Here is a 23,799-nt window from a genome sequence, read left to right on the forward strand (position 1 = left end):
AGGACAGGTGCTATACGATTCAATTATACTGCTTAAATTGTTCCATCAAACTTTGAAACCGCTCTTCATCATGCGCATCAAGTGCTGCATCGATTTCTAGCAACAATTTCTCTTTTGAAAAATGTTCCACAACTGTGTCCAAAAACTGCGATGCAATTTCCTTCTCCTTATCTGAAATAAGTAGCTCTTCAAATGGGTTATCCTCGCGCACAAAAGCATAACGTGGCGATGTCAAACTCTCTGGAAAATGTAATTGAATATAAATATCCTCATCCCAGTTTAAGCGAATATCATGGAATGCCTTCTCTGGATCTGTTGTTACAATATTTCCTTTAAAGAAACGAAACGGCTCATCATCCACCCCGAGAGCAGTGAGTACCAGTCCACGAGGGCACCCTTCTGCATTATCAACGAAGTGAACATATTTCATAATTTGATCATGACCCGCTATATAATTTAGAATCCACATAGATTCTCTAATTTTCATCTGGTGCTTATTTAATAACCATCTAACAAATTCCTTCTTGTCTTCAATGCTAATTGATGCTTTCATTTCACTCACTCCTTCCCATTAAAATGGGGATTAATAACCTAACAAACTTAAAATTTCCTCATCACCAGGCTCAAACCTCAAATACTTTGCCAATACTTCCTCTGACTTAGCAATATCACCATCTTCACGTAAAAATAAGCCAAACTCTTTTAAGAATGTTGGGTTCTCACTAAAATGAGGATACGCCAATTCATAGCTTTCTTTTGCTTTATTATAGATATCTAGCTCCTGATATGCAACACTTACGTCCCAAAAAATTTGCGGTTCCGTGACAATTTCACTTTCCAACGACTCCACGAGTTCCACAATCCCCTCATAATCATCCTTCTTAAGCAAAATTTTGTTCACTTCTAAAATCGCCTCAATAAACTCTGGATCAAGCGCAATTGCCTGACGGAAATAGTGTTCCGCATCTGCAACCCGATCATTTTTCCAAGCTAATTTTCCAGCTTCTAAAAACAGTTCCTTATTGAATTCATCTTGTTTCAAGCCATCTACTAAAGCTTCTAGCGCCTTCTCTTGCTCGCCGTTTTCTTCATAACTCTTTGCAAGGTACGTATAAAGTGTTGTAAATCCTGGATCATGCTCCTTTAAACGCTCCAAAGACGAAATTGCCTTTGTATAATCTTTCGCCTGAAAACTCGTCAATCCAAGCCCAAATAACGTATTCACATCTTCTTGTTCCGCAATCGCCATCTCATAGTAACGAATCGCTTCTTCAAACGATCCACTACTCGCTAAGCTCTCCGCAATTCGTTCAAAAATTTGACTCCCAGCAATCTCTGTCACACCAGCGTCAAGAACCGCCTGATAACTCTGAACCGCCGATGCGAACTTAGCCGTTGACAAGTAAAACTCACCTAGCGCAAAATCAATCACTGCCTCATTTGGCAATAAACTTTTCGCCTGTTGTAACTTCGCCTCTGTCACTTCGAAAAGACCTTGCATCTGATATAAATCAGCCAATACCAGTAAGCTCTCCGGATACGCCTCATCTTGCGCATTAACCTGTTCTAAATACGCCATAGCACCCTCAATATCATCCTTTTCAATTGCAACCTCTGCTGCGCGAACCAGTAATTCTCCCTCATCCTTGTACTTCGCAAGCAAAAGTTCATACAAATCTTCCGCTTCCTCCAAAAAACCTAATTGCATTAATTGCTCTGCCAGAAAGTATTGTTCTTCATCCGTCCCATCCTGTAAGGTTTGCTTAAAATATTTCTGCGCCTCAGGTAAGTTTTCCTGCTCTAAGGCCGCTAACATCTGCTCTGCAAATTTCATCATTTATCTCCTCACATCTATTCCTAGTTTCGTAGGCTTATTATAACGGAAAGGTCAAAACAAGTCAAACAGTCTTTTTTTTTTGATACTATAATTATGTTGCCTTCTACCATCGAATCAAACAGCTTTTTCTACTTAACTATATCCTACTCATCCAATCTGTGCGATATCCTGAATTTCCACCCATTACACGCATTACCATTGTGGCATGCACAAATTAGATCTTGTTATATTAAATAGTGCATACAAAAAAAATAAAATGTTGCGCACGTTTCTACTACGTGTACAGCATTTTAGTTTTTCAAATTAATATAAAGAAGCCACGTCTTCAAAGAAATTTGGATAAGACACATTGATAGCATCAGCATTTTCCAAAATTACGTCAGAATCTGCAAGTAATGCTGCAATTTGCAAAGTCATTCCCATACGATGATCACCGTATGATTTCACTGTAGCACCATGCAACGTTTGCTGTCCTTCGATAATCATACCATCCTCTGTTCCAACAATTGCTACACCCATTTTTGAAAGTTCTGTAACAACTGCATCGATACGATTCGTTTCTTTCACTTTCAATTCTTCCGCATCTTTAATGGTTGTTTTCCCAGTTGCTTGAGAGGCTAAGAGAGCAATAACAGGTAGTTCATCAATAAGGCGTGGAATAATATCGCCACCTATTTCAATGCCTTTTAGTTCGCTCGTCTCAACAGTGATAGTTCCAGCAGGCTCATCCCCAGCAGCACTTGTTTTTTCCACGATAATTTTACCGCCCATCGCTTTCACAACATCGATTATTCCTGTTCTCGTTGGGTTAATGCCAACATTTTCTAAGCGAATTTTACTGTTAGGAACGATTAAGCCAGCAACAATAAAAAATGCTGCGGAGGAAATATCGCCTGGAACAACCACCGCTTGCCCCTGGAATTGTTGGTTACCTGAAACACGAATCACAAGGTCATCCACGGTAACCTCACCGCCAAACTGACGAATCATCTGCTCTGTATGATCCCGCGTTTTTTCTTTTTCGATAATTGTTGTTTCGCCCTTTGCTTGTAGTGCAGCAAATATAATCGCACTTTTCACTTGAGCGCTAGCAACAGGTAACGTATATTCCACCGGTCGCAAGTTCGTTCCAATAACTTTTACTGGAGCAAAATTATCTTCTTTTGCTTCAAAAGTAGCGCCCATTTCACGAAGCGGTTCCATCACACGGCCCATTGGACGCTTCGCAATCGATGCATCCCCTTCAATCATCGTATCAAACGACCGGCCAGCCAAAATTCCCAACATCAGACGAATCGTTGTTCCCGAATTACCAACATCAAGAATTCCAGTCGGCTTTTGCAGACCATCCCAGCCTTTACCGTGCACCACTATTTTGTCAGGTGATACATCAATTGTGATACCTAGAGCTCGAAATGCGCCAATCGTACTTAAGCAATCTTCACCCATAAGGAAATTCGTCACCGTTGTCGTTCCCTTTGCTAAAGCACCAAACATAATACTTCTATGAGAAATCGACTTATCACCAGGAACTCGAATGGTCCCATTTAACCCTTGCTTATTCGTCATTAACTGCATCGTTATCCTCCTAAAAATGACATTGATAATGGCTATATTTCTCGATACAGCGCTTCGCACGTTCTCGATCTTTTTCATTTTGGAATGTAATCTGTAAAATCCCCATGATGTCTTCTCGTGTTTCTAAGATTTTAATATTAATCAAACTAATTTCTTCTTGCGCTAGAAAACCAGTGACCTCAGAAATAACACCCGGATAATCAGGTACATCAACAAACAAATCGTAAAAAGACGGAATCGCACCTTCTTGATGGACTGGTAGCGAATCACGAAATTCCTTCGCCATATCAAAAAATTGATAAATCCCATCACTATCTTCTTTTTCTAGCATAGCAATTGCTTCATTCATACCATCTCGCCAGTTTCCGAGCAACTTGCGTAACGTATCCTTGTTAGAAAGCGAAATATCCGTCCACATTGTTGGATCAGAAGAAGCAATCCGTGTAATATCACGAAAACCGCCTGCCGCTAAGCGAAATGCAGCTGGATGTTCTTGTGTGAAATCACGCGTCTGGTTAACAAGTGCTGCCGCTACAATATGTGGTAAATGACTCAGCATCCCGGTTATATTATCATGCTCCATCGCCGATAATTCTAAAAATTTCGCGTTCGTTCCTTCTAGCCATTCTCGCAAAAGCGCTATATGTTTCGGGTCTTCACCTTCACTTGGCGTCAACAAATAGTAAGCATTTTCGAATAGCAACGATTTAGCAGCCGTCACACCACTTTTATGAGACCCCGCCATCGGATGACCCCCAATAAACGTGTATCCCGCTTCCTGAACCGCCACTGCATGCTTCATCACTCGCATTTTTGTACTTCCTGTATCTGTTATGAGTAAATTATCTTTCAACGGAAGCCCTGGCAACGCTGCTAAAAATTGCTCTGTTTGCTGTACTGGACAACAAAAAATGAGCAGGTCTGCATCAGCAATTACATCCGCTAAATTCGTCGTCCCCTCATCGATAATACCAAGTGAATCTCCTGCTAAAATCGTTTGTTCTGAAATATCGACACCGATAATACGAGCCTGTGGATGTCGCGCACGAATACAAAGTGCGATAGATCCGCCAATCAGACCAAGACCGACGATAACGACTGTTCCTTTCATCATCCAAAACCCCTTACTTTACTAAGTGTTGCAACAACTTGATAACTGCTGCATTTTCCGACTCTGTACCAACCGTTATCCGGACCGCTGTTGGGAAGCCAAGTGCAGAACCAGAGCGCACAATGTAGCCATTCTTTTCTAAATAACGGAATACATCCTCTGCAGGTTGCCCGATATCCACTAACACAAAATTACCTTGTGAAGGGTAGACAAAAACCATTTCATTTTGTGCTGCAAAAAGCTCATATTGTTTGCGACCGGCCGCATTTTTCGCACGACATTGCGCAATAAAATCTTGGTCCGTCAACGCGATTTGAGCTAATTTTTGCCCCATTGTTGTAGTATTAAATGGTGGCCTCACAATATTAATTTGCCCAATAATCTTGGCATTTGCAATCCCGTAGCCAACACGAGAGCTAGCTAAACCGTAAATTTTACTAAACGTTCGCGTAATAATAAGATTCGAAAATTCATAAATCAGAGCCGTATGTGTTTCTGGTTGTGGCTCTACGTACTCTATATACGCCTCATCAAGCACAACTAAAACATCCTTTGGCACTTGGCGTAAAAAGTGAATAATCTCATCCAGCGCTATGTAATTGCCTGTCGGATTATTCGGATTACAAAGCCAAACAATGCTCGTTGTCTCATCAATCGCTGCAAGCATTTCCGGCAAGTTATGGTCGCCATTTTTCGTTAGCGCGATTTCACGAACTTCCGCTCCCTCGATACACGCATTTTGACGATATTGCGGAAATGTTGGTGTTGCCATGACTGTACTCGTATTAGGAGATAATAACGTTCGTGATAAAAGTGCAATTAATTCATCAACGCCGCTTGTGAAAACAAGTTCTTCTTCTTTTACCCCATGATATATAGCAAGCTGCGTCCGTAAGTCGGATGCCCAACCATCCGGATAGATTTCAACGTTCACATCCACATTTTTCAAATAATCCGTAACTTTTTCAGAAACGCCATGCGGATTTTCATTTGAAGACAATTTCGTAATTTCCGTCAAACCAAGCTCAGCCATCACTTGTTCTTCACGCTTTCCTGGTTTGTAAGAGTGCAAGCCATTTAACGTCGTTTTCCATTTCATTCCGATTTCCTCCTACTGCGCCAAATCTGGCCGTAAAACCTTCGCGCCTTCTAGATATACGTGCACCATATCTTTTTGTGCAACTTCACCAACCTCTGCATTAACCATCAAACGGATGCACATCGCTAGCGCCCCTTTTACCGGAATTTCCATCACACCCATCACAGGCACAAACTGAAAGCCAGCCAACTCACGAATCGGTTTTGCGGGGAACGCCGCATTTAAATCGCTCGTTACAGATGTCAAAACAGATGAAATCACATCTGGTTTCAAATTATTCTCTGTCACGATAGCTTGGAATAATGCAACCGTCGCCTCATAAATAGCTTCCGGCGTATTCTCCACCACCGTAGTTGCCCCTCTAATACCTCTGATCATTCCTGTTCCTCCTGACCCACACGTCTGAATGTTTCTTCAATCACAGCATCCGATACTTTTTGAATTTTCGGCATGCCAATTTCCTCAAGCAATATCATTGTTATCTCATTGAATGTCGTTTTCTTATCATGTTTCATATTTTCTAACAATACGGCAAAATCAAGATCAGCAGGCATCCGCACATCATACCCCAGTCCCGTAAGCCATGTAAGTAATGACTCTTTATCAAAAGAAAGACCAAGTACCTGCTCACTCATCTCCAGCGCATAAACCATTCCGAACATAATTGATTCTCCGTGAAGCCATTTGCCAAATTCACCGTAAGCCTCAATTGCATGCCCCATCGTATGACCAAAGTTCAAATACGCGCGAATCCCTTGCTCCGTCTCATCCTGTGACACAATTTCGGCCTTAATCTCGATGCCTCGTGCCAAATATTTCGTCAAATCCACAGCATACAGATCAGTTGATGTTTTGTATGTTACCATCAATTCCGCCAACAACGCCGGATCTTGAATCAACGCATGCTTCACCAATTCCGCAAAGCCAGATCGCATCTCCCGTTCCGAAAGCGTCTCGAGTAAAGATGTATCATAAATCACTGCCTCTGGTTGATAAAAATTCCCAACCATATTCTTACCTAGCGGATGATTAATCGCTACTTTTCCACCTACTGCACTATCATGCGCCAAAACTGTCGTCGGAATTTGATAAAATGCAATGCCCCGCATATAAGTTGCTGCAACAAATCCACCTAAATCACCAATCACGCCACCGCCAAAAGCAAGTAAGACTGATTTGCGATCTAATCCGATTTCAATCGCCTTTGTCATTGCATCCTCGTACACAGCAAACGTCTTCGCTCGCTCACCAGCAGGCGTCACATAATAAGTAACTTTTTCAAGCGGAGCGAGCAAGTCGTTTATTTTTGCCATATGAGCTTCGGCAACGTTCGCATCCGTCATCACAAATACGTGCGAAAAACGGCTCAGTTCGGTAACCAAGTTCTCTGCCTGCTCACGTAGCGCATTCTGACTAATATAGACCGAGTACACCTTATCCTTTGTCGTCACCCTGATTTCTGCCATTTTTTAAAACTCCCTTGTCATCGCGCGGTGCTCTTCCACATGCGCCCGTAGTACATCAAAACGATCACTATCAAATTTCTCCAAAATCGCTTGTGCTACTTCCCATGCCACAACAGCTTCCGCGACAACGCTAGCTGCAGGAACCGCACAACTATCCGAACGCTCCACACTTGCGTTAAATACTTCTTTCGAATCAATGTCCACACTTTGTAGTGGTTTGTAAAGCGTTGGAATTGGCTTCATGACACCGCGAACTACAATCGGCATACCATTCGTCATCCCGCCTTCAAAACCGCCAAGATTATTCGTGCGTCTCGTATAACCATCTTCCTCAGACCATAAAATCTCATCCATGACCTCGCTTCCTGGTTTACGCGCAGCTTCAAAGCCAACACCAAATTCTGCGCCTTTAAACGCATTAATACTCACGATAGCCTGTGCGATTTTCGCGTCCAATTTATGATCCCATTGCACATAACTACCAAGTCCAGCAGGAACCCCGCCAACGACAACTTCCACAATGCCACCAATCGTATCGCCATTTTTCTTCGCTTCATCGATTTTTTGCTTCATTTCTTCCTCTTTCGCCGTATCTAAACAACGCACAGAAGAAGCCTCTGAAATCTCTTGAATCTCCTTAATCGAATAATCACGCGTCAACTCAGCACGCACTCCACCGATTTCTAGCACATGCCCAGCCACTTCAATACCTAGCTCACGCAATAATTTCCGCGCAATCGCGCCTGCTGCAACACGTACCGTTGTCTCACGTGCCGAAGATCGCTCTAACACATTGCGCATATCTCGATGACCATACTTCATTCCACCAACCAAATCCGCATGTCCTGGACGTGGTCGAGAAACTTTACGTGACGCTTCTCTTTCCGCTGGTACCGGTTCAATACTCATCACAGTTTCCCATTTTTTCCAATCTTTATTCTCTACAAAAATGGCGACAGGAGATCCTAACGTTTTTCCATGACGAACGCCTGCTGAAATTTGCGCACGATCCGTCTCAATTCGCATCCGCGCCCCACGTCCATGCCCACCTTGACGTCTAGTTAAGTCCTTATTAATATCTTCTGCCAAAAGAGGCATACCTGCTGGCAACCCCTCAATAATCGTTGTAAGACCAGGTCCGTGCGATTCACCCGCTGTTAAATATCTCATTTTCTCTACTTCCTCTCTATTTTATATTCCTTTATTTCAAAAATAAGCAATTATTATTTTAGCGCTTTAAAGTGTATGTGTGTTATCATATCATAATTTGCCTTCTACGTAAACAGCTAATTAGACATAGGAGAAGCGCTCGCACTCAGAAGCTTTGCGAACTTCCGGTATTCCGGTCTTCACACCACACTCCAAATACAAACGCCTCCGCTTGATTTCTATAACCATACATCGATTGCTTTATCATACGAAAGCAACTCATTTGCTTCAAAAAATAACCCAATCTCACGCATGGCACTTTCTACTGAGTCTGAACCATGAATCACATTTCGATTCATATGTACTGCAAAGTCTCCACGAATAGTCCCTTGGTGAGCCTCAAGTGGATTCGTTGTTCCCATCATCAATCGAGCAATCGCAACTGCTTCATCGCCCTCCCAAACCATCGCAAAAACTGGCCCCGAAGTAATGAAGCTTAAAAGATCTGGAAAGAAAGGCTTACCGACATGTTCCGCATAATGTTTCTTCGCCAAATCCTCATCTATGCACATTAACTTTGCGCCGACCAACTTGAGACCTTTTTTCTCCAAGCGCACTACCACTTCACCAATCAAGCCACGCTGGACACCATCCGGTTTTACCATCAAATACGTTCTCTCCATCTCTATACCCCCTAATACTTTCTCTTATCTAAAAATTGCACAATTTGCTTCAACGGTTTCAATTCTTTCGAAGGCGGAAACTCTGCCAAAATAGCAATCGCCTTCTGCAAATAATTTTCAGCAATGGCCTCTGATTTTTTAATTGCCCCCGATGCTTTAATTTCCTCAATAAAGTCTCGCATCTCATCCTTCGTCGTATCTTCCGTAATTTCACGCAATTTTGCGACAAAATCCTGATCCTCCATCGCGAAAAAAACAGGTAGCGTGATATTCCCTTGCCGTAAATCCTCACCAGCCGGCTTACCAAGCGATTTCTCTGTTCCAGTAAAATCAAGAATATCATCTGTAATTTGGAACGACATCCCGACGTAATAGCCGAACAAGAACAGCTTCCTATGCCATTTTGGCTCTAACTGTGCCACAATCCCGCCAAGCTGGCAACTTGCTGCAATCAAAAGAGCAGTCTTACGTTTAATTCGACGCAAATATGTCCGCACATTTTGATTAAAATTATATTTTGCACGTAATTGCTCAATCTCACCAACAGCAAGTTCCACTGTTACATTTGAAAGGACTTGATGTGCCTCTATATTTGAAATTTTAGTCATATACTCTAGCGATTTTGCGAACAAAAAATCACCGGTATACATCGCAACGTGATTTCCCCACTTCGCCTTGATTGTTGGTCGACCACGCCTCACATCCGCATCATCCACTACATCATCATGCACAATGGATGCCATATGTATTAACTCTACTGCCACGGCCGCCTGCTCCACCTGGCTCCATTCAAACTGGCCAAGTCGCGCTGTGAGACATACGAAAATCGGTCTAATCCGCTTTCCTCCAGCGTTTAGAAGTTGTAAAGCAGCCTCCTCAATTAAAGGGGCCTGTTCAGATGCAACGGCTACGCGCAGTTCTTCTTCAATAGCCGCAACATCCGCTTGAATATTAGAATATAGAAAATTAAGTTTCATCTGCCCCACCTATTGCTCTTTCTTTTTGTACCCAAAATGTGTTGCGCTCGCTCCACCACTATGAGGAACGTAACGAACATGATCAAACCCAGCATCTTGAAACATGTTTGCTAATTTTTTCATACCTGGGAAATTTCGTGTAGACTCTTCTAACCATGCGTATTCATCATAACTTTTGGCAAATAGTTTCCCCATCAAAGGCATCATGTGACGGAAATAGAAGAAAAACAGCTTATTATAGCCAGGAATCGTTGGCGTCGATGTATCAAGGCACGTCAACAAGCCACCTGGTTTCAACACGCGATACATTTCATGTAAGACGGTCATATAATCAGGCACATTGCGAAGTCCAAAGCCAATCGTTACATAATCAAATGAATTATCTGCAAACGGCAATTCCATCGCGTTCCCATGCATCAAGGTAATATTAGAATACGGAGATGCCACCACTTTCTCTTGACCAACCGCTAGCATATTCTCACTGAAGTCCAGTCCAATAACCGAACCTTCCACACCTACAGCATCAGCCATCGCCAGCGTCCAATCCGCTGTACCACAGCAAACATCAAGTGCTGAAGAACCAGATTTCACACGCATAAATTCCATCGTTTTTTGACGCCATCTCGCGTGCAATTGAAAACTAATCAAACTATTCATTCGATCATAGCTAGGAGAAATTTTTTCAAACACATTATGCACTTTCTCTTCCTTCGTTTCTACCATATCATCATTTCTCCTCTATTGTCCGAGTAGCTCCTTCAAACGCTCTTCCATCATTTCAGAAATCGCTAACCCGCCCATATTTGCTTTGATTTCGGCCTTTACTGTTACAATCAAATCATCTAACCACACTGCAAAATCAGCCTGCACATTTAAAGCCATATACCCATGTTCGTAGGCTGCCTGAAATAATGAATGATTGCTAAACAGCCAATTTTTGCGTTCTGCTAACAGATGCGTCAACAAAATAGCATGTGCTCCAACAGATATAAACGCTTCATCACAATCAAAGTACGTCGCAAATCTTGAGAAAATCGCGGCTTTCGACATGATTAAATGCGTCAAATAATCCTCATCACCAGTAATATGCAATTGGTAAAGATTCACTTTCGCTTCATTTGTCTCCTGAACACCGCTCTGCAAAGCCGCCAGCAGGTCAATCATTCCAAGCCCAGATAATGCTCGGTAATACAAACTACTGTAAAAATCGCCAGCAAGCACTGTTAACTGCCTTTCTTGCAACGTTTTCTGTATAGCATCGCTCGGTTCGTCAATTCCATCATGCGTATCGTGAGCTAAAATCACATATAGTGTGGCACCAATCACCTGGTGGGCCACCTTATCATCTAGATTAGTTCCTTTAATCGCCTCATGTAGCCACAACATCTGATCCTTATCCATCTTCGGCCCAGCAAAATTATCACCTAAAAACCGATATGCTGTCTGATCTAAAACAAGCGCCTCCACTTGTTTTAATTGTGCTACACCACCTTGATAACTCATTTACAAAATCCCCTTCAAATCTCGTTTAGCCTGTATCATAAATTATACCATACTACCCACAAAAATCGCTATCAGCTTTGGCTAGCACGAATCAGTTCTTAATTAATGCCATGATTTCACTACGCAACTTATCATCATTTCTAAAAGCTCCACGAACCGCACTTGTCACCGTTCTAGCACCTGGTTTATTGACGCCACGAATAGTCATACACATGTGCTCTGCTTCCAATATAACCATGACTCCCAGCGGTTTTAATTTATCCATCATTATTTCTGCAACTGTTGTTGTGATACGTTCCTGCAATTGTGGACGCTTACTCACATCATCCACAACGCGCGCTAATTTACTAAGCCCAGCCACTCGACCATTCTGTGGCAAATACGCTACATGGGCGACACCAAAAAATGGCACCAAATGATGCTCACACATCGATGAAAAACGAATATCTTTTACCAAAACTAATTCTTCGTGCTGTTCTTCAAACACCGTATTAAAATGAATGGAAGGATCTTTTTTTAATCCTGAAAATACCTCTTCATACATTCTAGCAACACGCATCGGTGTATCGAGTAATCCTTCGCGTTCTGGGTTCTCCCCAACCGCTTCTAAAATCATTGTGACTGCATCTGCGATCTTTTGTTTATCTATTTGTTCCATAATAAATCCCCTTTATAAACACGTCATTATCTACCTCGTTATTTTAACATAGCAAGCAAACTAGGTAAACGTTAATCACTTATAGACTTGTGTTTAGAGCTACTAAATCGGTGACAAACTTGCGATTAAAAGATACATTCTAATACCTTAAAGACTCATTTTTAGCCATTCATAATTCAGAACTGCATTTGTGAATTATCAAACTTAATTTTAGACAACAAAAAAGGAATTCCGAGGAACTCCTTTTTTTGTGCTTAAAAAGTGTATGTAATTATTTAACAGCTTCTTTAAGCGCTTTACCTGGTTTGAATGCAGGAACTTTACTTGCAGGAATATCAATCTCTTCCTTCGTACGTGGATTGCGTCCTTTACGGGCAGCACGCTCACGAACCTCAAAGTTACCGAATCCGATTAATTGAACTTTTTCACCTTTAGATAAAGAAGTTTGGATAGTTTCAAAAACAGCTTCTACAGCTTTAGCAGCGTCTTTTTTAGAAAGATCTGCAAGTTCTGCTACGCTATTTACTAAATCAGTTTTGTTTGCCATTGTTTTTCACCTCCTTAAGAGAATAATACCAAATGAGCAGGTCTTACTTAACACTTGTATTATTCATTTTCCAAAATAAGCTAAACTTCTATGGAAATTCTAAGAAGAATTTCGGCTGGAATGGCGCTTTATCGCCGTTTCAGTGATTCTGATAAAAGATTATCACATTATCCCTATAACTGCAAGGATTTAGAAGAGAATAGCTTTCTTTTTTGCAAAAAAGGATTTCACTTACCTTCCTAGTCCTAGTTCGGAAAACGTGATTGTATCAAGCTGTTAAGCATAATACTAACGCGAGAGACCTATAATAGCAAGTAAAAACACGCTAAATAGGAAAAATAGTTCAAATTCCTTAAAAAAAGAGCTAAAATACGCGCCTTTGCCTGACAACTCTAGGTTTCAACTACTACTCTCCTTCTAACATCATAGACTGGAATTTTTCTTTTTTAGTTGCGCTAATCCCGATTCCTTTTTCTAAATAAGCGTCAACTGAACCGTATTCTTTTCGCATTTCATCAAAAGCAATTTCTAAATAACCTGGTCTCGCCTCTGCCATTGGTCGAAAGTGCTCTAGTTCGATTTTTTGCGTATTTCCTGAAAAAGCTTCAATCAACCCTCGCATCTCACCTAGAATAGCATCCGCATATTGATTTGTAAGCTCGTAATCAGCTAAAATTGTCTTTTCTGGTACATCTAGTAGTTTTAATAAAAGTGCCCCTAAAACGCCTGTCCGGTCTTTTCCAGCCGTACAGTGAAATAAGAACGGCAAATCCGCTTTATCAATAATATATTCAAGAATTTCGCGGAATCCGTCCTTTGATTGTACAAAAACGCGATAACTTTCCCCCATTAGCGGCTCATACACGCGGGGATCATCAGGAATATCCATTTTTTGTGTCTCACTAGTTTCATTTTTAGCTGTGCCAATTGGAATATGACGATTTTTGATAGTTGGAAATATTGGCGATGGCTTCGCAACAATCTCAGCAGTACTGCGTAAGTCGCAAATCCATTTTATTCCCATTGTCTCTAGCGTATCGTAATCTTTAGTTGTCAGGTTAGAAAGGAGTGAAGATCGATATAATTTGCCCCATTTCACTCTTTTCCCAGCCGTATTCACATAGCCTCCAAGATCTCGAAAATTAAAACAGCCCTCGAATGGTATTATTCGTTCACCAACAATTTCGCTGAATCCATCTGGTTTTTGAATGATGAAGAAAACTGGTAAATCTTCGGTCAAAAGTAAAAGGTGCGTTTCCTTATCTACTACTAGTAACTGTTTTTTTTGACGCGTCACCCTCTGCTGAGCGGCTTTGAAAAATTGTTGAACCAACCGGGATATCTCCTTGCGACCACGTAAGCGACAACTGATTTCCCGTTCTTTGTGTTTGAATCATATATTTATCCCTCCAAATTCATAACTACACCTCTATATTAGCACAAAACCCCTCACAAAAAATTTGTAAGAGGTTTCTTCATCAATATTCTTCTTTCTCAAGCTTACGATCACGTCCCATGAGACGGTCTACTGCAAGTTGAGGATTTTGATTTTCAAATAATACTTGGTAAATAGCCTCAGTAATCGGCATATCAATTTCCAATTTTTGCGCCCATTGATGAACTGCTTTAGCTGTGCGTACGCCTTCAACGACCATTCCCATGTTTTCAAGAACGCGTTCTAAGCTCTCGCCTTTTCCAAGCATATTCCCAGCACGCCAATTTCTCGAATGCACACTTGTACATGTTACGATTAAATCACCAATACCAGTCAAGCCATAAAACGTTTGTGGATCTGCACCAGCTGTCACACCAAGCCGTGTAATCTCAGCCATGCCACGCGTCATTAAAGCTGCCTTCGCGTTATCGCCATAACCAAGACCATCTGTAATACCAGCACCTAATGCGATAATATTTTTCAAAGCTCCACCAATTTCAGCGCCTATCACGTCTTCATTCGTATAAATTCGCAAATTATTATTTAAAAAAGCATCTTGTACAAGCTCTGCCGCAGCTAAATCTTTACAGCTCGCGCAAAGCGTTGTTGGATGATGGCGCACAACTTCTTCAGCATGGCTTGGTCCCGATAAAACAACGACTGCAGAACGTTTTTCAGAATCCACTTCCGCTTCAATCACCTGCGTCATTCGCAAATTCGTATCAGGCTCAATCCCCTTACTCACGTGCACAAGCAGTTTTGGCTCTTTTAAGGCGTTATTTAGTTGACTACAAACAATCCGCATAGCGCTTGTTGGAATCGCAATAACGACCATTTCCGCACCTTCTAATGCTTCTTCCAATACGAGAGTCGCTCGCATGTGCGGTGAAAGCGTCATATCAGGAAGATAGTGTTGATTGGTATGCTTCGTATTCAGTTCTTCAACCACTTCCGAGTGATTTCCCCAAATAACAACATCATGCCCATTCTCAATCAAAACCAGTGCCAACCCAGTACCCCAGCTTCCAGCACCAAGAACAGCAATCTTTTGTTTTTTCGTCATTAAATTCTCTCCTTTACTTTCTTTGGCGTGCTATCAAGCGTATTGGCGTGCCATCAAATGGAAAAGCTTCACGAATTCGATTTTCTAGGAATCGTTCGTAAGAGAAGTGCATCATTTCTGGTTCGTTTACAAAGACTACAAACGTTGGTGGTCGTACGGCAACCTGCGTCGTATAGTAAATTTTCAAGCGTTTACCTTTGTCCATTGGTGAAGGATTCATCGCTACAGCATCCATGATAACATCGTTCAAAAGACTTGATTGTACGCGTAAAGAATGATTATTACTGATGTCATTAATCATTGGGAATAAGTTCGTCAAGCGCTGTTTTGTAACGGCTGATACGAATACAATCGGTGCATAAGATAGAAATACGAATTGTTCGCGAATATCTTCAATAAATGCGTTCATCGTTTTCTCATCTTTTTCAATCGCATCCCATTTATTTACAACGATTAAGATGCCACGCCCTGCTTCATGTGCATAACCAGCAATTCGTTTATCTTGCTCACGAATTCCTTCTTCGGCATTTAGCACGACTAAAACTACATCGCTTCGTTCAATCGCTCGCATCGCTCGCAAAACGCTATATTTTTCTGTTGATTCATAGACTTTTCCGCGCTTTCGCATACCAGCCGTATCAATCATTACATACTCTTGTCCATCAAATTCATACGGTGTATCAATCGCATCACGTGTCGTTCCGGCAACATCAGAAACAATGACGCGCTGCTCGCCTAATAAAGCGTTCAAAATAGATGATTTACCCACATTAGGACGTCCGATAAGGGAAAATTTGATAACATTCTCATCGTACTCTTCTTCCCCGTGTTCTGGGAATTTTTTAAATACATCATCTAGTAAATCGCCAAGCCCCAAGCCATGTGATCCCGAAATTGGGAATGGTTCGCCAAACCCAAGCGAATAAAAGTCATAAATTTGGTCCCTCATTTCGGGATTATCAACTTTATTAACTGCTAAAACGATCGGTTTTTTTGATCTGTATAAAATTTTGGCCACTTGTTCATCGGCATCTGTCACACCTTCACGACCATTTGTAATAAAAATAATAACATCTGCTTCATCAATTGCAATTTCAGCCTGCGCCTTGATTTGCGCTAAAAATGGCTCATCTCCTAAATCAATTCCACCTGTATCAATAATATTAAAATCACGTCCAAGCCAGTCAGCCGAATTATAAATCCGGTCCCGCGTGACACCTGGAATATCCTCCACAATCGAAACACGTTCCCCAACGATGCGGTTGAAAATAGTGGACTTGCCGACGTTCGGACGCCCGACAATTGCTACTACTGGTTTAACCATTATTTCACCTTCTTTTTCTTTAAATTACTTCAGACTTTCTTTAGTTTAACAGTAAACAGGACTAGTATCAACTTAAATTTAACAAATAAAAAGCGGGGAGCTACATAGCACGCAAACAATACGTGATACTAGCTTCCCGCCCCCAGCGGATAAAAAACTTTCAGCGGGTCTAGGAACACCCATTTTCGTCGTTAAAAGCTCCGTTCCGATGCTCACGTACCAAAAAAGTACGCTCCGCTTCGCTACTCGCCTTTGCCTAGAAACTAGGTATTCCTAGATCCGCTGAGGTTTGATAGAAAATCATGTCAAGCAGTTTTTCTACATTATCGCTTATTTATCATCTGTTGTTTTTAAATCTTTTAGTTTATCGCCTATTAAATCACCAAGTTGGAATCCAGTGTTTTCTTCTGGCAATTCATAATCTGAAACCTCTGCAGGTGCTTCTGTCAACTCTTTAATGCTAAGTGACAAACGTTTATCTGCTTCATTTACATCCAGAACTTTCACTTCAATTTCTTGGCCCTCTTTTAACACTTCTTGAGGTGTACCAATGTGTTGATGTGAGATTTGTGAAATATGCACTAATCCTTCGACACCTGGGAAAATTTCAACAAAGGCACCAAATGTTACAAGACGCGCTACTTTTCCTTTCAAAACAGAACCTACCGGCGCTTTTTCAGAGATATCATCCCACGGGCCAGGTTGTGTTTCTTTGATAGATAAAGAAATACGCTCGTTCGCTGGATCAACACCGATAACTTTCACAGTTACAGTTTGTCCTTCTTCTAAAACATCAGATGGCGATGCGATATGTTGATAAGAAATTTGAGAAATATGCACCAAACCGTCAATGCCGTTCATATCGACGAAAGCACCAAAGCTCGTTAAGCGTTGCACTGTACCTTCGACAACATCACCTTCTTTAATTTCATTCAAGCGCTCTTGTTTTTTGCCAGATTTCTCAGCTTCGACGACAGCACGATGCGATAAAATTACACGATTGTTCTCTGGCTCAAATTCCACGACTTTAAACGTCAATGTTTGATCTTTATACGACGCGAAATCCTCTACAAAGTGATCTTCTACAAGAGATGCTGGAACGAATGCACGCACACCAAGATCGACTACTAAGCCACCTTTGACAACATCATTAACGACTGCTTCGAACACTTCACCAGATTCGAATTTTGCTTTAATATCATCGACAGATTGAAGCGCGTCTACTTTACGTTTAGATAATACCAATACATCGTCTTCTACTTTCAAAACGATTAGGTCTAACGTATCGCCAACACTCGCAACATCAGATGCTTGCTCAATATGAACATTAGATAATTCACTGATTGGGACAACACCATCTAATTTGGAATCAGGAATACCAACGTAAACCTGCTTATCCTCTACACTAGTAACAGTACCTGTGACTTTGTCGCCTTCTTCAAAATTTCTAACTTCTACATCATTTAACTCTTCAGACATGCATAGCCCTCCTCTAAAAACGTTTATCGTAAGCTAGGATTTCCCCAAGATTGACTGTTTCAAGAATAAAGTAAACGCAAAAAGCGATAAAATAAGCATGAATACGATACAATCTAACATTGGTTACAAAAATCCTGTTAACGAGATAAATTCTCTCTCTACTAACTTCCTACAAATACGTTCATTTGTCAAGTTTTTTAGGTCAATTTAACGTGATTTTCCTTACTAAAATGAAAATAATTCGTAAATCTAGACTTTCCGAAAAATTGTATAGACTTACTCCACGATTTTTCCTTCTGCTAATCGTTGGATTTCCGTTGCTACTTCTGCAATAGTCATCGACGTTGTATCGAGCTCAATCGCATCTTCTGCCTTCTGCAAGGGTGAGTGTTCTCTTGTGTAATCAAGGTAATCGCGTTCTTCTATTTCTTTTTTTAATTGTTCTAAATCACTCGGAAAGCCTTTAGCAACATTCTCTTTGTAACGACGTTCCGCACGCTCATTCACACTCGCTAGCAAAAATATTTTTAACTCCGCTTCTGGTAAAACGGCCGTACCAATATCGCGTCCGTCCATCACAATACCGCCTTCTGTCGCAAACACTTGCTGACGCTTTTGTAACTCTTCACGAACAACAGGGTGCGCCGCAACTTCCGATACATTTGCCGTTACTTCCAACGACCGAATAACTTCCGTCACATTTTCTCCATTGATAAAAACTTGCTGTACTTCTCCTGGCTCAAAACGAATGGATGTTTCCTCCAACATTTTGCCCAGCGTTGTAGCATCATGAAGCGCTATGCTTTGCGAGATAGCTGCATAAGTAACAGCACGGTACATCGCTCCTGTATCGATATAAATGTAACGTAATTCCTTAGCGACAATCTTTGCCACCGTGCTTTTCCCTGCAGCTGCTGGGCCATCTATCGCGATACAAATCTTTTTACTCATTATTATGGTTCGACTCCTTCATCATCTAAAATTGGTTTGGCAAATTTCTTCCTCTGCAGCAATTAAGACTGCCAATTTCATGCGCGCTTTTTTGCTGTCGTAATCTTTTCCGAGAATGACTCCCTTTTTATATAGATCGTACGTGCTACCTTCATAATCATAAGTCGTGTAGACATTTCCTTCTTCCGCACTCGTTGAAATGACAATTGGAATATTAGCAGCTAGAGCTCGCTCAATGGCAGGCATCATCCTAGGCGCAACTTGTCCACGCCCCACACCTTCCAAGACAATACCATTTGCCCCAGCCTCACGCGCAGCATCAATAAATAAGCCATCCGCCTCTAAATAACATTTCACGATATAAACAGAAGGCATCGCCCGCTTAATCAAGTAGGATTCGTGCTCTACTGGCTTTTGGTACAGAAAAACTTGGTCATTATCGATGATTCCTAGGTAACCAAAGCCAAATGCACCGAAGCCTTGAATATTAGAAGCATGTACTTTTTTAACATAGCGCGCCGCAAAAATACGTTCATTAAAAACGACCACTGTCCCAGTGTCACGAAGTTCTTTGACACTCGCTGTATAAATCGCGTGGCGAATATTAATATATGCATCCGACCCCGCTTCACCCGGTGCCCGTTGCGATCCAGTCACAACAACTGGCCTCATATCACTAATCGCTAAATCTAAAAAGTAAGCCGTTTCTTCCAAGGAATCAGTTCCATGCGTCACAACGACCCCATCATATGTATCATCCTCAAAAATCTGCATCACCAAATTCTTTAGCGATAGTAAATCTTGAAATGTAATATGCATCGATGGTAGCTGGAACGTTGAAAAAATATCAATCTGAATTTCTGCAGGCAATTCACAAAGCGCTGCTAATTCCTGCCCTGAGAGTTCACCTGAGGCCAAGCGTCCCGACTCTGTTTTCGTACTCGCAATCGTTCCACCAGTCGTAATTAAAGCTACTTTTGCCAACAAACACACCTTACTTTCCAGAAAAAAATCGAGAAAAACGGTTCTCTGTCATTCTCGATTTTCTTTATTTTTTTCACAAACTTATTGCGGAATCTTAAGCACTGTCCCAATTGGTACATTATCATTTGTAATACCGTTTACTTGCTTAATTTTTGCAACATTGGCAGCTACATTCGAATTGCCATAAGCTTGACGTGCAATTTTGTATAACGTATCACCGGCAACAACTGTATGTGAAGCTTTGGCTTCTGCGGCGGCCTTCGCTGCTTCATCCTCTTCTTTTTGTTTCGCTTCTGCTGCCAATCGATCTTGCTCTGCTTTTTTGGCTGCAGCCTCCGCTTCTTGTTTACGCGTCTCCTCAGCTTTTGCAGCTGCAATACGATCTTGCTCCGCTTTTTGGGCCGCGGCTTGTTGAGCTTCTTCTTCTTTTTTCTTCGCTTCTTCTGCTTGCTGCTTCTCTAAAGCAGCTTTTTTGTCAGCCTCTTCTTTTGCTTTAGCATCAGCTGCTGCTTTCTCTTTTGCTTCCTTTAGTTTCTCCTCATTACTTGCAATATTTACCTCTTTAGGCTTCGTTGTCGTCTCGGTTTGCGCATTCTCCGTTGTTACTTTATCTTCACTATTAGAGCCAAAATTAAGCACAAACAAGTACACACCTAAACACACAATTGGAATGAGCAAAAAGAAAATAATTAATAAATTCAATATTGGGTAGCGGAAAATTGCTTTCTTTGATTTATTAGCACGTCTGCTTTGGGAGCGTGATGGAATCGAATCAATATAATCATCATCGTACTCTTCACCTAATTGCTTAAACTCTTGATCGTCGTTTCTACCCATATTTTCGTCTTCTTTCTTAACCACGCGCGACCCCTCCTTCATTCTGATATCTATTTCTCATATCTAACGCACCAATAAAATTGAAAACGATGTGAAAGATTATTACAGCGATTAAATTCTGATTACTAAATTGAAATAGTCCTGCAATAATTATACTAGTTATTATAACATTGAACAACAGATATACTTTATTTAAATACCGAAAATGTACAAGCACGAATAAAATAACACTCGCCCAAAAACCAAAATAAAATTGGATTATCCCGCGGAAAACAAGCTCTTCCGCAACACCAATCAGACAACATAACAAAAATATATCCAGTAGTTTTCGATTGCGAAAGATTAACTGGTTCAAACCACCGTCATCCGTCATTCGCTCTGGCAATAAGCGATCCAGCCAAACATTCAAGCTTCCCAAACCAAGCCCTAAAATTAGCCCATAAAGAACTCCAATCCAGCCAAAGCTTAATTGTCCTAACCAATTTAAAATACCAGTACTGATAAAAATAATACCAATTCCAAGTAGAATTAACAACCCATTTTGCCATAAAAAAACACTTGTCATTTCTTTTTTTGTCATATATTTTATTTTCCCGGCCATATTTTATCCTCATTTCAATAAGTAGTCCAAATATTCCTGCCATCCTTGCTGTACTTCTATTGCCTCATTTTCACCTTCGAAATCAGAAAGATTTACACCACAGACATCACAACATTTAGACACGATATCGTCCTTTGCAACCTCCTCAAAATAGTTATGAACAAATCGGCGCCGGCACGTAATCCCTTTGATAAAATTCAAAAATGTGAACAGATTTTCACGTTTCCAACGCTTACGGAACTGAATTTTTTCCTTAATTCTTTCAGGCGTCAAACCAAGCTCACGATAAAATGCCAAGAATCGCCGTTCTGTTATCGGCAATTGTTCTGTCAATGCAGGACTAAGATATACCAATTCTTCTTCCGGTAAATCTCTATCTTGCAGTTGCAACTGAATCACCTCATCACCATCTGCGTATAGCAAAATCGCAATACTTGGCGCGCCATCTCTTCCTGCGCGCCCAATCTCTTGCAAATACGCCTCTAAATCACCTGGCATATGAAAATGAATCACAAAGCGTATATCTCCTTTATCGATACCCATCCCAAATGCACTCGTCGCACAAATAAGATGCAACTGATTTTGAATAAATTGCTGCTGAATTGTTACCCGGTCCTCTCCGCTCATATCACCGTGGTAAAAAGCCGTACGCAATCCATGATGTTCCGCAATCTCGTAAGCATATCGCTCTGCCAACTTCTTACTAGAAAAATAAATGATACCTGGACCTTTTAGAGATCCCGCTAACTTCAAAAGTTGTATTTGTTTTTCAAGCTTAGACTCCACCTTTTGCACAACCATAGCGATGTTTGGTCGGTCTACAGAATGAATCACATCGACACACGACACCAAACGTAATTGTGTTTTAATGTCTGCTCGTACTTTTTTCGTAGCCGTCGCTGTCAAAACCAGCGTCGTCGGTGAGTCAAGTTCCTCCCGAACAGCACCGAGCTCTAAATAATCGGGTCTGAAATCATGTCCCCACTGTGAAATGCAATGTGCCTCATCAACGACAAAAAGTCCAATAGTTAGACGCTTTATTGCCATCCGAATCTGTCTATTCCCCAACATTTCGGGAGATATAAAAATAAATTTGTACCTCGATAAATCAGCTAACGCATGCTGCTTCTCTTGTAAACTAAGAAAACTATTGAGTGCAATAACACGCTTTTCTCCGTTCGCCCGCATTCGCTCCACCTGATCCTGCATCAGCGACAAAAGCGGCGATACAATCAAAACTGCTCCCTCAAGTAAATATCCTGATAATTGATAACACACCGTTTTCCCAGTTCCTGTTGGCAGCATTGCAAAACAATCATTTCCGTCCAATACATGGGCTACAACTTCTCGCTGACCAACTCGAAAATCATTAAATCCTAAAAATCGTTCTAACTCCTGCTCTAACTGCATATCATGTCACTCCTTTTAGCAATCAGTGCTAATCGAATTTGAAAATAATCTAATGTTGGAAAAGCTTGTTTTATATCTTTCAATGAGTGCCACTGTCGGTCTGAAATAGCTGTAATTGTCGCACGGTCTACCCAAGAATATACGCTAAATTCAGGTATAGTCGCAGCAATTTCAACAATATGATCTTGAATCGTGCTCTCTTTCAAATTCCTCTTTGCCGCCATTTTTTCGAATGAAACGCCTTGCTTGGTAAGTTGCCATGTTTTTCGAGCCGAACTCGTCAAACCTTGCACAACATTTGGCATGAGTGTATCTAAAAGTGGAAAGTTCTGCGTCATCTTTGCAAACAAATAATGCAAACCATTTAGCCACTCAAAATAATATTCCCAAGGCGTACAGCCAAGTTCCTCTGCCACTTGAAGTGCTGTTTTGCCAATATAATTGCCACCAGAAAAACGCGGAACATAAAGCGCACCGTCCATCTCACGCAACCACTGCTCTAATTCCAAATAAAAACGACCACGCACTGCTTCTTTTGTACTTTCCGTCAAATGCTCAACCAGCCAATGTTTCACTGCCAACTGCGCTACATCATCACGCACAATTGGCAAATAATGCTTCACATCATGCTTAAAATTACTCAAAACCTGAATCACCAAAAGCAACCGTTCAAAAAAGGCGTTCGTTCGATTTTGATATGCAAAACCGTCTATGTATGGAAAGCGCGTCCTAAATGATATCTCTGCCTCCTCAAGTAGTTCAACGCCATCCTCTGTAATCGTAAGCAATCCTTTCGTTCGCAGCCGTTCTAACCTAGCATCGAAGTTTGTCTGTTTAAGCATCGGCACACAACCAAATAATGGTGTCGCATCAAATAAATGTGAATCCTGCACCGCTTGACCTGTGCGCTTCCCCGTTACCACTGCAAACAAAAAAGCCGATTTTCGCTTCAATGGAAAAGTTGCAATAACTGCCAACAAATAGTTATCTAATTCATCCATATCAATCAGCTCCTTCCTTGCATTCTTTTCACCTATTCTAACACGAAAACACCTGTTCGACACCTTATTTTACAAAAAAATTTTTTACCCCTTATTTACAGAAGTT

Annotated in this window: 23 protein-coding genes and 1 pseudogene; all 24 read right to left on the minus strand. The window is 41.2% G+C overall.

The genetic code is table 11. The features are described from left to right. Positions 1-19: 19 nt before the first annotated feature. The 24 genes and pseudogenes from R8925_RS00560 to R8925_RS00675 all read right to left on the minus strand — a co-directional run bounded on the left by R8925_RS00560 (position 20) and on the right by R8925_RS00675 (position 23,693). Positions 20-553 carry a ReoY family proteolytic degradation factor gene (locus R8925_RS00560; protein ID WP_430533995.1) on the minus strand — a complete coding sequence of 178 codons (534 nt, stop codon included), beginning with the start codon at positions 551-553 and terminating at the stop codon, positions 20-22. A gap of 30 nt (positions 554-583) precedes the next feature. Continuing rightward, positions 584-1,834 (minus strand): tetratricopeptide repeat protein, encoded by a 1,251-nt coding sequence (locus R8925_RS00565; protein ID WP_430534138.1) that lies wholly within the window; start codon positions 1,832-1,834, stop codon positions 584-586. Between the two features lie 306 nt (positions 1,835-2,140). Further along, positions 2,141-3,415, minus strand: coding sequence for a 3-phosphoshikimate 1-carboxyvinyltransferase (aroA, locus tag R8925_RS00570; RefSeq protein ID WP_430533996.1), 1,275 nt, complete (start codon positions 3,413-3,415; stop codon positions 2,141-2,143). A gap of 10 nt (positions 3,416-3,425) precedes the next feature. Then, the gene (locus tag R8925_RS00575) at positions 3,426-4,526 is read right to left on the minus strand and encodes a prephenate dehydrogenase (RefSeq protein ID WP_430534139.1); all 1,101 of its coding nucleotides are present in this window, start codon (positions 4,524-4,526) and stop codon (positions 3,426-3,428) included. 13 nt (positions 4,527-4,539) lie between these two features. Continuing rightward, positions 4,540-5,625, minus strand: a complete 1,086-nt coding sequence (gene hisC, locus R8925_RS00580) for a histidinol-phosphate transaminase (protein ID WP_430533997.1) — start codon at positions 5,623-5,625, stop codon at positions 4,540-4,542. 12 nt (positions 5,626-5,637) lie between these two features. Continuing rightward, positions 5,638-6,003, minus strand: a complete 366-nt coding sequence (gene aroH, locus R8925_RS00585; protein WP_430533998.1) for a chorismate mutase — start codon at positions 6,001-6,003, stop codon at positions 5,638-5,640. Then, positions 6,000-7,091: a 3-dehydroquinate synthase gene (gene aroB, locus R8925_RS00590; protein WP_430533999.1), complete on the minus strand. Its 1,092-nt coding sequence runs from the start codon at positions 7,089-7,091 to the stop codon at positions 6,000-6,002. The genes aroH and aroB overlap by 4 nt, the downstream gene beginning before the upstream one ends. Positions 7,092-7,094: 3 nt before the next feature. Further along, positions 7,095-8,261, minus strand: coding sequence for a chorismate synthase (gene aroC, locus R8925_RS00595; protein WP_430534000.1), 1,167 nt, complete (start codon positions 8,259-8,261; stop codon positions 7,095-7,097). A 218-nt stretch (positions 8,262-8,479) separates the two neighbouring features. Further along, positions 8,480-8,923 carry a nucleoside-diphosphate kinase gene (gene ndk, locus R8925_RS00600; protein ID WP_430534001.1) on the minus strand — a complete coding sequence of 148 codons (444 nt, stop codon included), beginning with the start codon at positions 8,921-8,923 and terminating at the stop codon, positions 8,480-8,482. An 11-nt stretch (positions 8,924-8,934) separates the two neighbouring features. After that, complete coding sequence (gene hepT / locus R8925_RS00605) at positions 8,935-9,900, minus strand: heptaprenyl diphosphate synthase component II (RefSeq protein ID WP_430534002.1); 966 nt, start codon at positions 9,898-9,900, stop codon at positions 8,935-8,937. A gap of 9 nt (positions 9,901-9,909) precedes the next feature. Next, positions 9,910-10,623 carry a demethylmenaquinone methyltransferase gene (locus tag R8925_RS00610; RefSeq protein ID WP_430534003.1) on the minus strand — a complete coding sequence of 238 codons (714 nt, stop codon included), beginning with the start codon at positions 10,621-10,623 and terminating at the stop codon, positions 9,910-9,912. Between the two features lie 15 nt (positions 10,624-10,638). Continuing rightward, positions 10,639-11,403 (minus strand): heptaprenyl diphosphate synthase component 1, encoded by a 765-nt coding sequence (locus tag R8925_RS00615; protein ID WP_430534004.1) that lies wholly within the window; start codon positions 11,401-11,403, stop codon positions 10,639-10,641. A gap of 91 nt (positions 11,404-11,494) precedes the next feature. Continuing rightward, entirely contained in the window at positions 11,495-12,061 is a 567-nt protein-coding gene (gene folE / locus R8925_RS00620) for a GTP cyclohydrolase I FolE (RefSeq protein ID WP_430534005.1), read from the minus strand. Positions 12,062-12,332: 271 nt separating this feature from the next. Further along, positions 12,333-12,608 carry an HU family DNA-binding protein gene (locus R8925_RS00625; RefSeq protein WP_003720260.1) on the minus strand — a complete coding sequence of 92 codons (276 nt, stop codon included), beginning with the start codon at positions 12,606-12,608 and terminating at the stop codon, positions 12,333-12,335. A gap of 406 nt (positions 12,609-13,014) precedes the next feature. After that, a pseudogene (locus tag R8925_RS00630) lies at positions 13,015-14,002 on the minus strand (tyrosine-protein phosphatase). 84 nt (positions 14,003-14,086) lie between these two features. Further along, complete coding sequence (locus R8925_RS00635) at positions 14,087-15,106, minus strand: NAD(P)H-dependent glycerol-3-phosphate dehydrogenase (protein WP_430534006.1); 1,020 nt, start codon at positions 15,104-15,106, stop codon at positions 14,087-14,089. A gap of 13 nt (positions 15,107-15,119) precedes the next feature. Then, positions 15,120-16,430: a ribosome biogenesis GTPase Der gene (gene der, locus R8925_RS00640; protein WP_430534007.1), complete on the minus strand. Its 1,311-nt coding sequence runs from the start codon at positions 16,428-16,430 to the stop codon at positions 15,120-15,122. A 330-nt stretch (positions 16,431-16,760) separates the two neighbouring features. After that, positions 16,761-17,909, minus strand: coding sequence for a 30S ribosomal protein S1 (rpsA, locus tag R8925_RS00645; protein WP_430534008.1), 1,149 nt, complete (start codon positions 17,907-17,909; stop codon positions 16,761-16,763). Positions 17,910-18,185: 276 nt separating this feature from the next. After that, positions 18,186-18,860, minus strand: a complete 675-nt coding sequence (gene cmk / locus R8925_RS00650) for a (d)CMP kinase (protein ID WP_430534009.1) — start codon at positions 18,858-18,860, stop codon at positions 18,186-18,188. A gap of 21 nt (positions 18,861-18,881) precedes the next feature. Beyond that, positions 18,882-19,844, minus strand: a complete 963-nt coding sequence (locus R8925_RS00655) for an asparaginase (RefSeq protein ID WP_430534010.1) — start codon at positions 19,842-19,844, stop codon at positions 18,882-18,884. Between the two features lie 81 nt (positions 19,845-19,925). Beyond that, complete coding sequence (locus tag R8925_RS00660; protein ID WP_430534011.1) at positions 19,926-20,705, minus strand: LysM peptidoglycan-binding domain-containing protein; 780 nt, start codon at positions 20,703-20,705, stop codon at positions 19,926-19,928. After that, positions 20,698-21,282 carry a CPBP family intramembrane glutamic endopeptidase gene (locus R8925_RS00665; RefSeq protein WP_430534012.1) on the minus strand — a complete coding sequence of 195 codons (585 nt, stop codon included), beginning with the start codon at positions 21,280-21,282 and terminating at the stop codon, positions 20,698-20,700. The genes R8925_RS00660 and R8925_RS00665 overlap by 8 nt, the downstream gene beginning before the upstream one ends. A gap of 9 nt (positions 21,283-21,291) precedes the next feature. Beyond that, the gene (locus tag R8925_RS00670; protein WP_430534013.1) at positions 21,292-22,692 is read right to left on the minus strand and encodes a RecQ family ATP-dependent DNA helicase; all 1,401 of its coding nucleotides are present in this window, start codon (positions 22,690-22,692) and stop codon (positions 21,292-21,294) included. Further along, positions 22,683-23,693, minus strand: a complete 1,011-nt coding sequence (locus R8925_RS00675) for a YpbB family protein (RefSeq protein ID WP_430534014.1) — start codon at positions 23,691-23,693, stop codon at positions 22,683-22,685. The genes R8925_RS00670 and R8925_RS00675 overlap by 10 nt, the downstream gene beginning before the upstream one ends. Between the last annotated feature and the right edge of the window lie 106 nt (positions 23,694-23,799).

Origin of the sequence: Listeria rocourtiae subsp. hofi, assembly GCF_963575615.1 — a bacterium.
In the GTDB taxonomy this organism is placed as follows: domain Bacteria; phylum Bacillota; class Bacilli; order Lactobacillales; family Listeriaceae; genus Listeria_A; species Listeria_A hofi.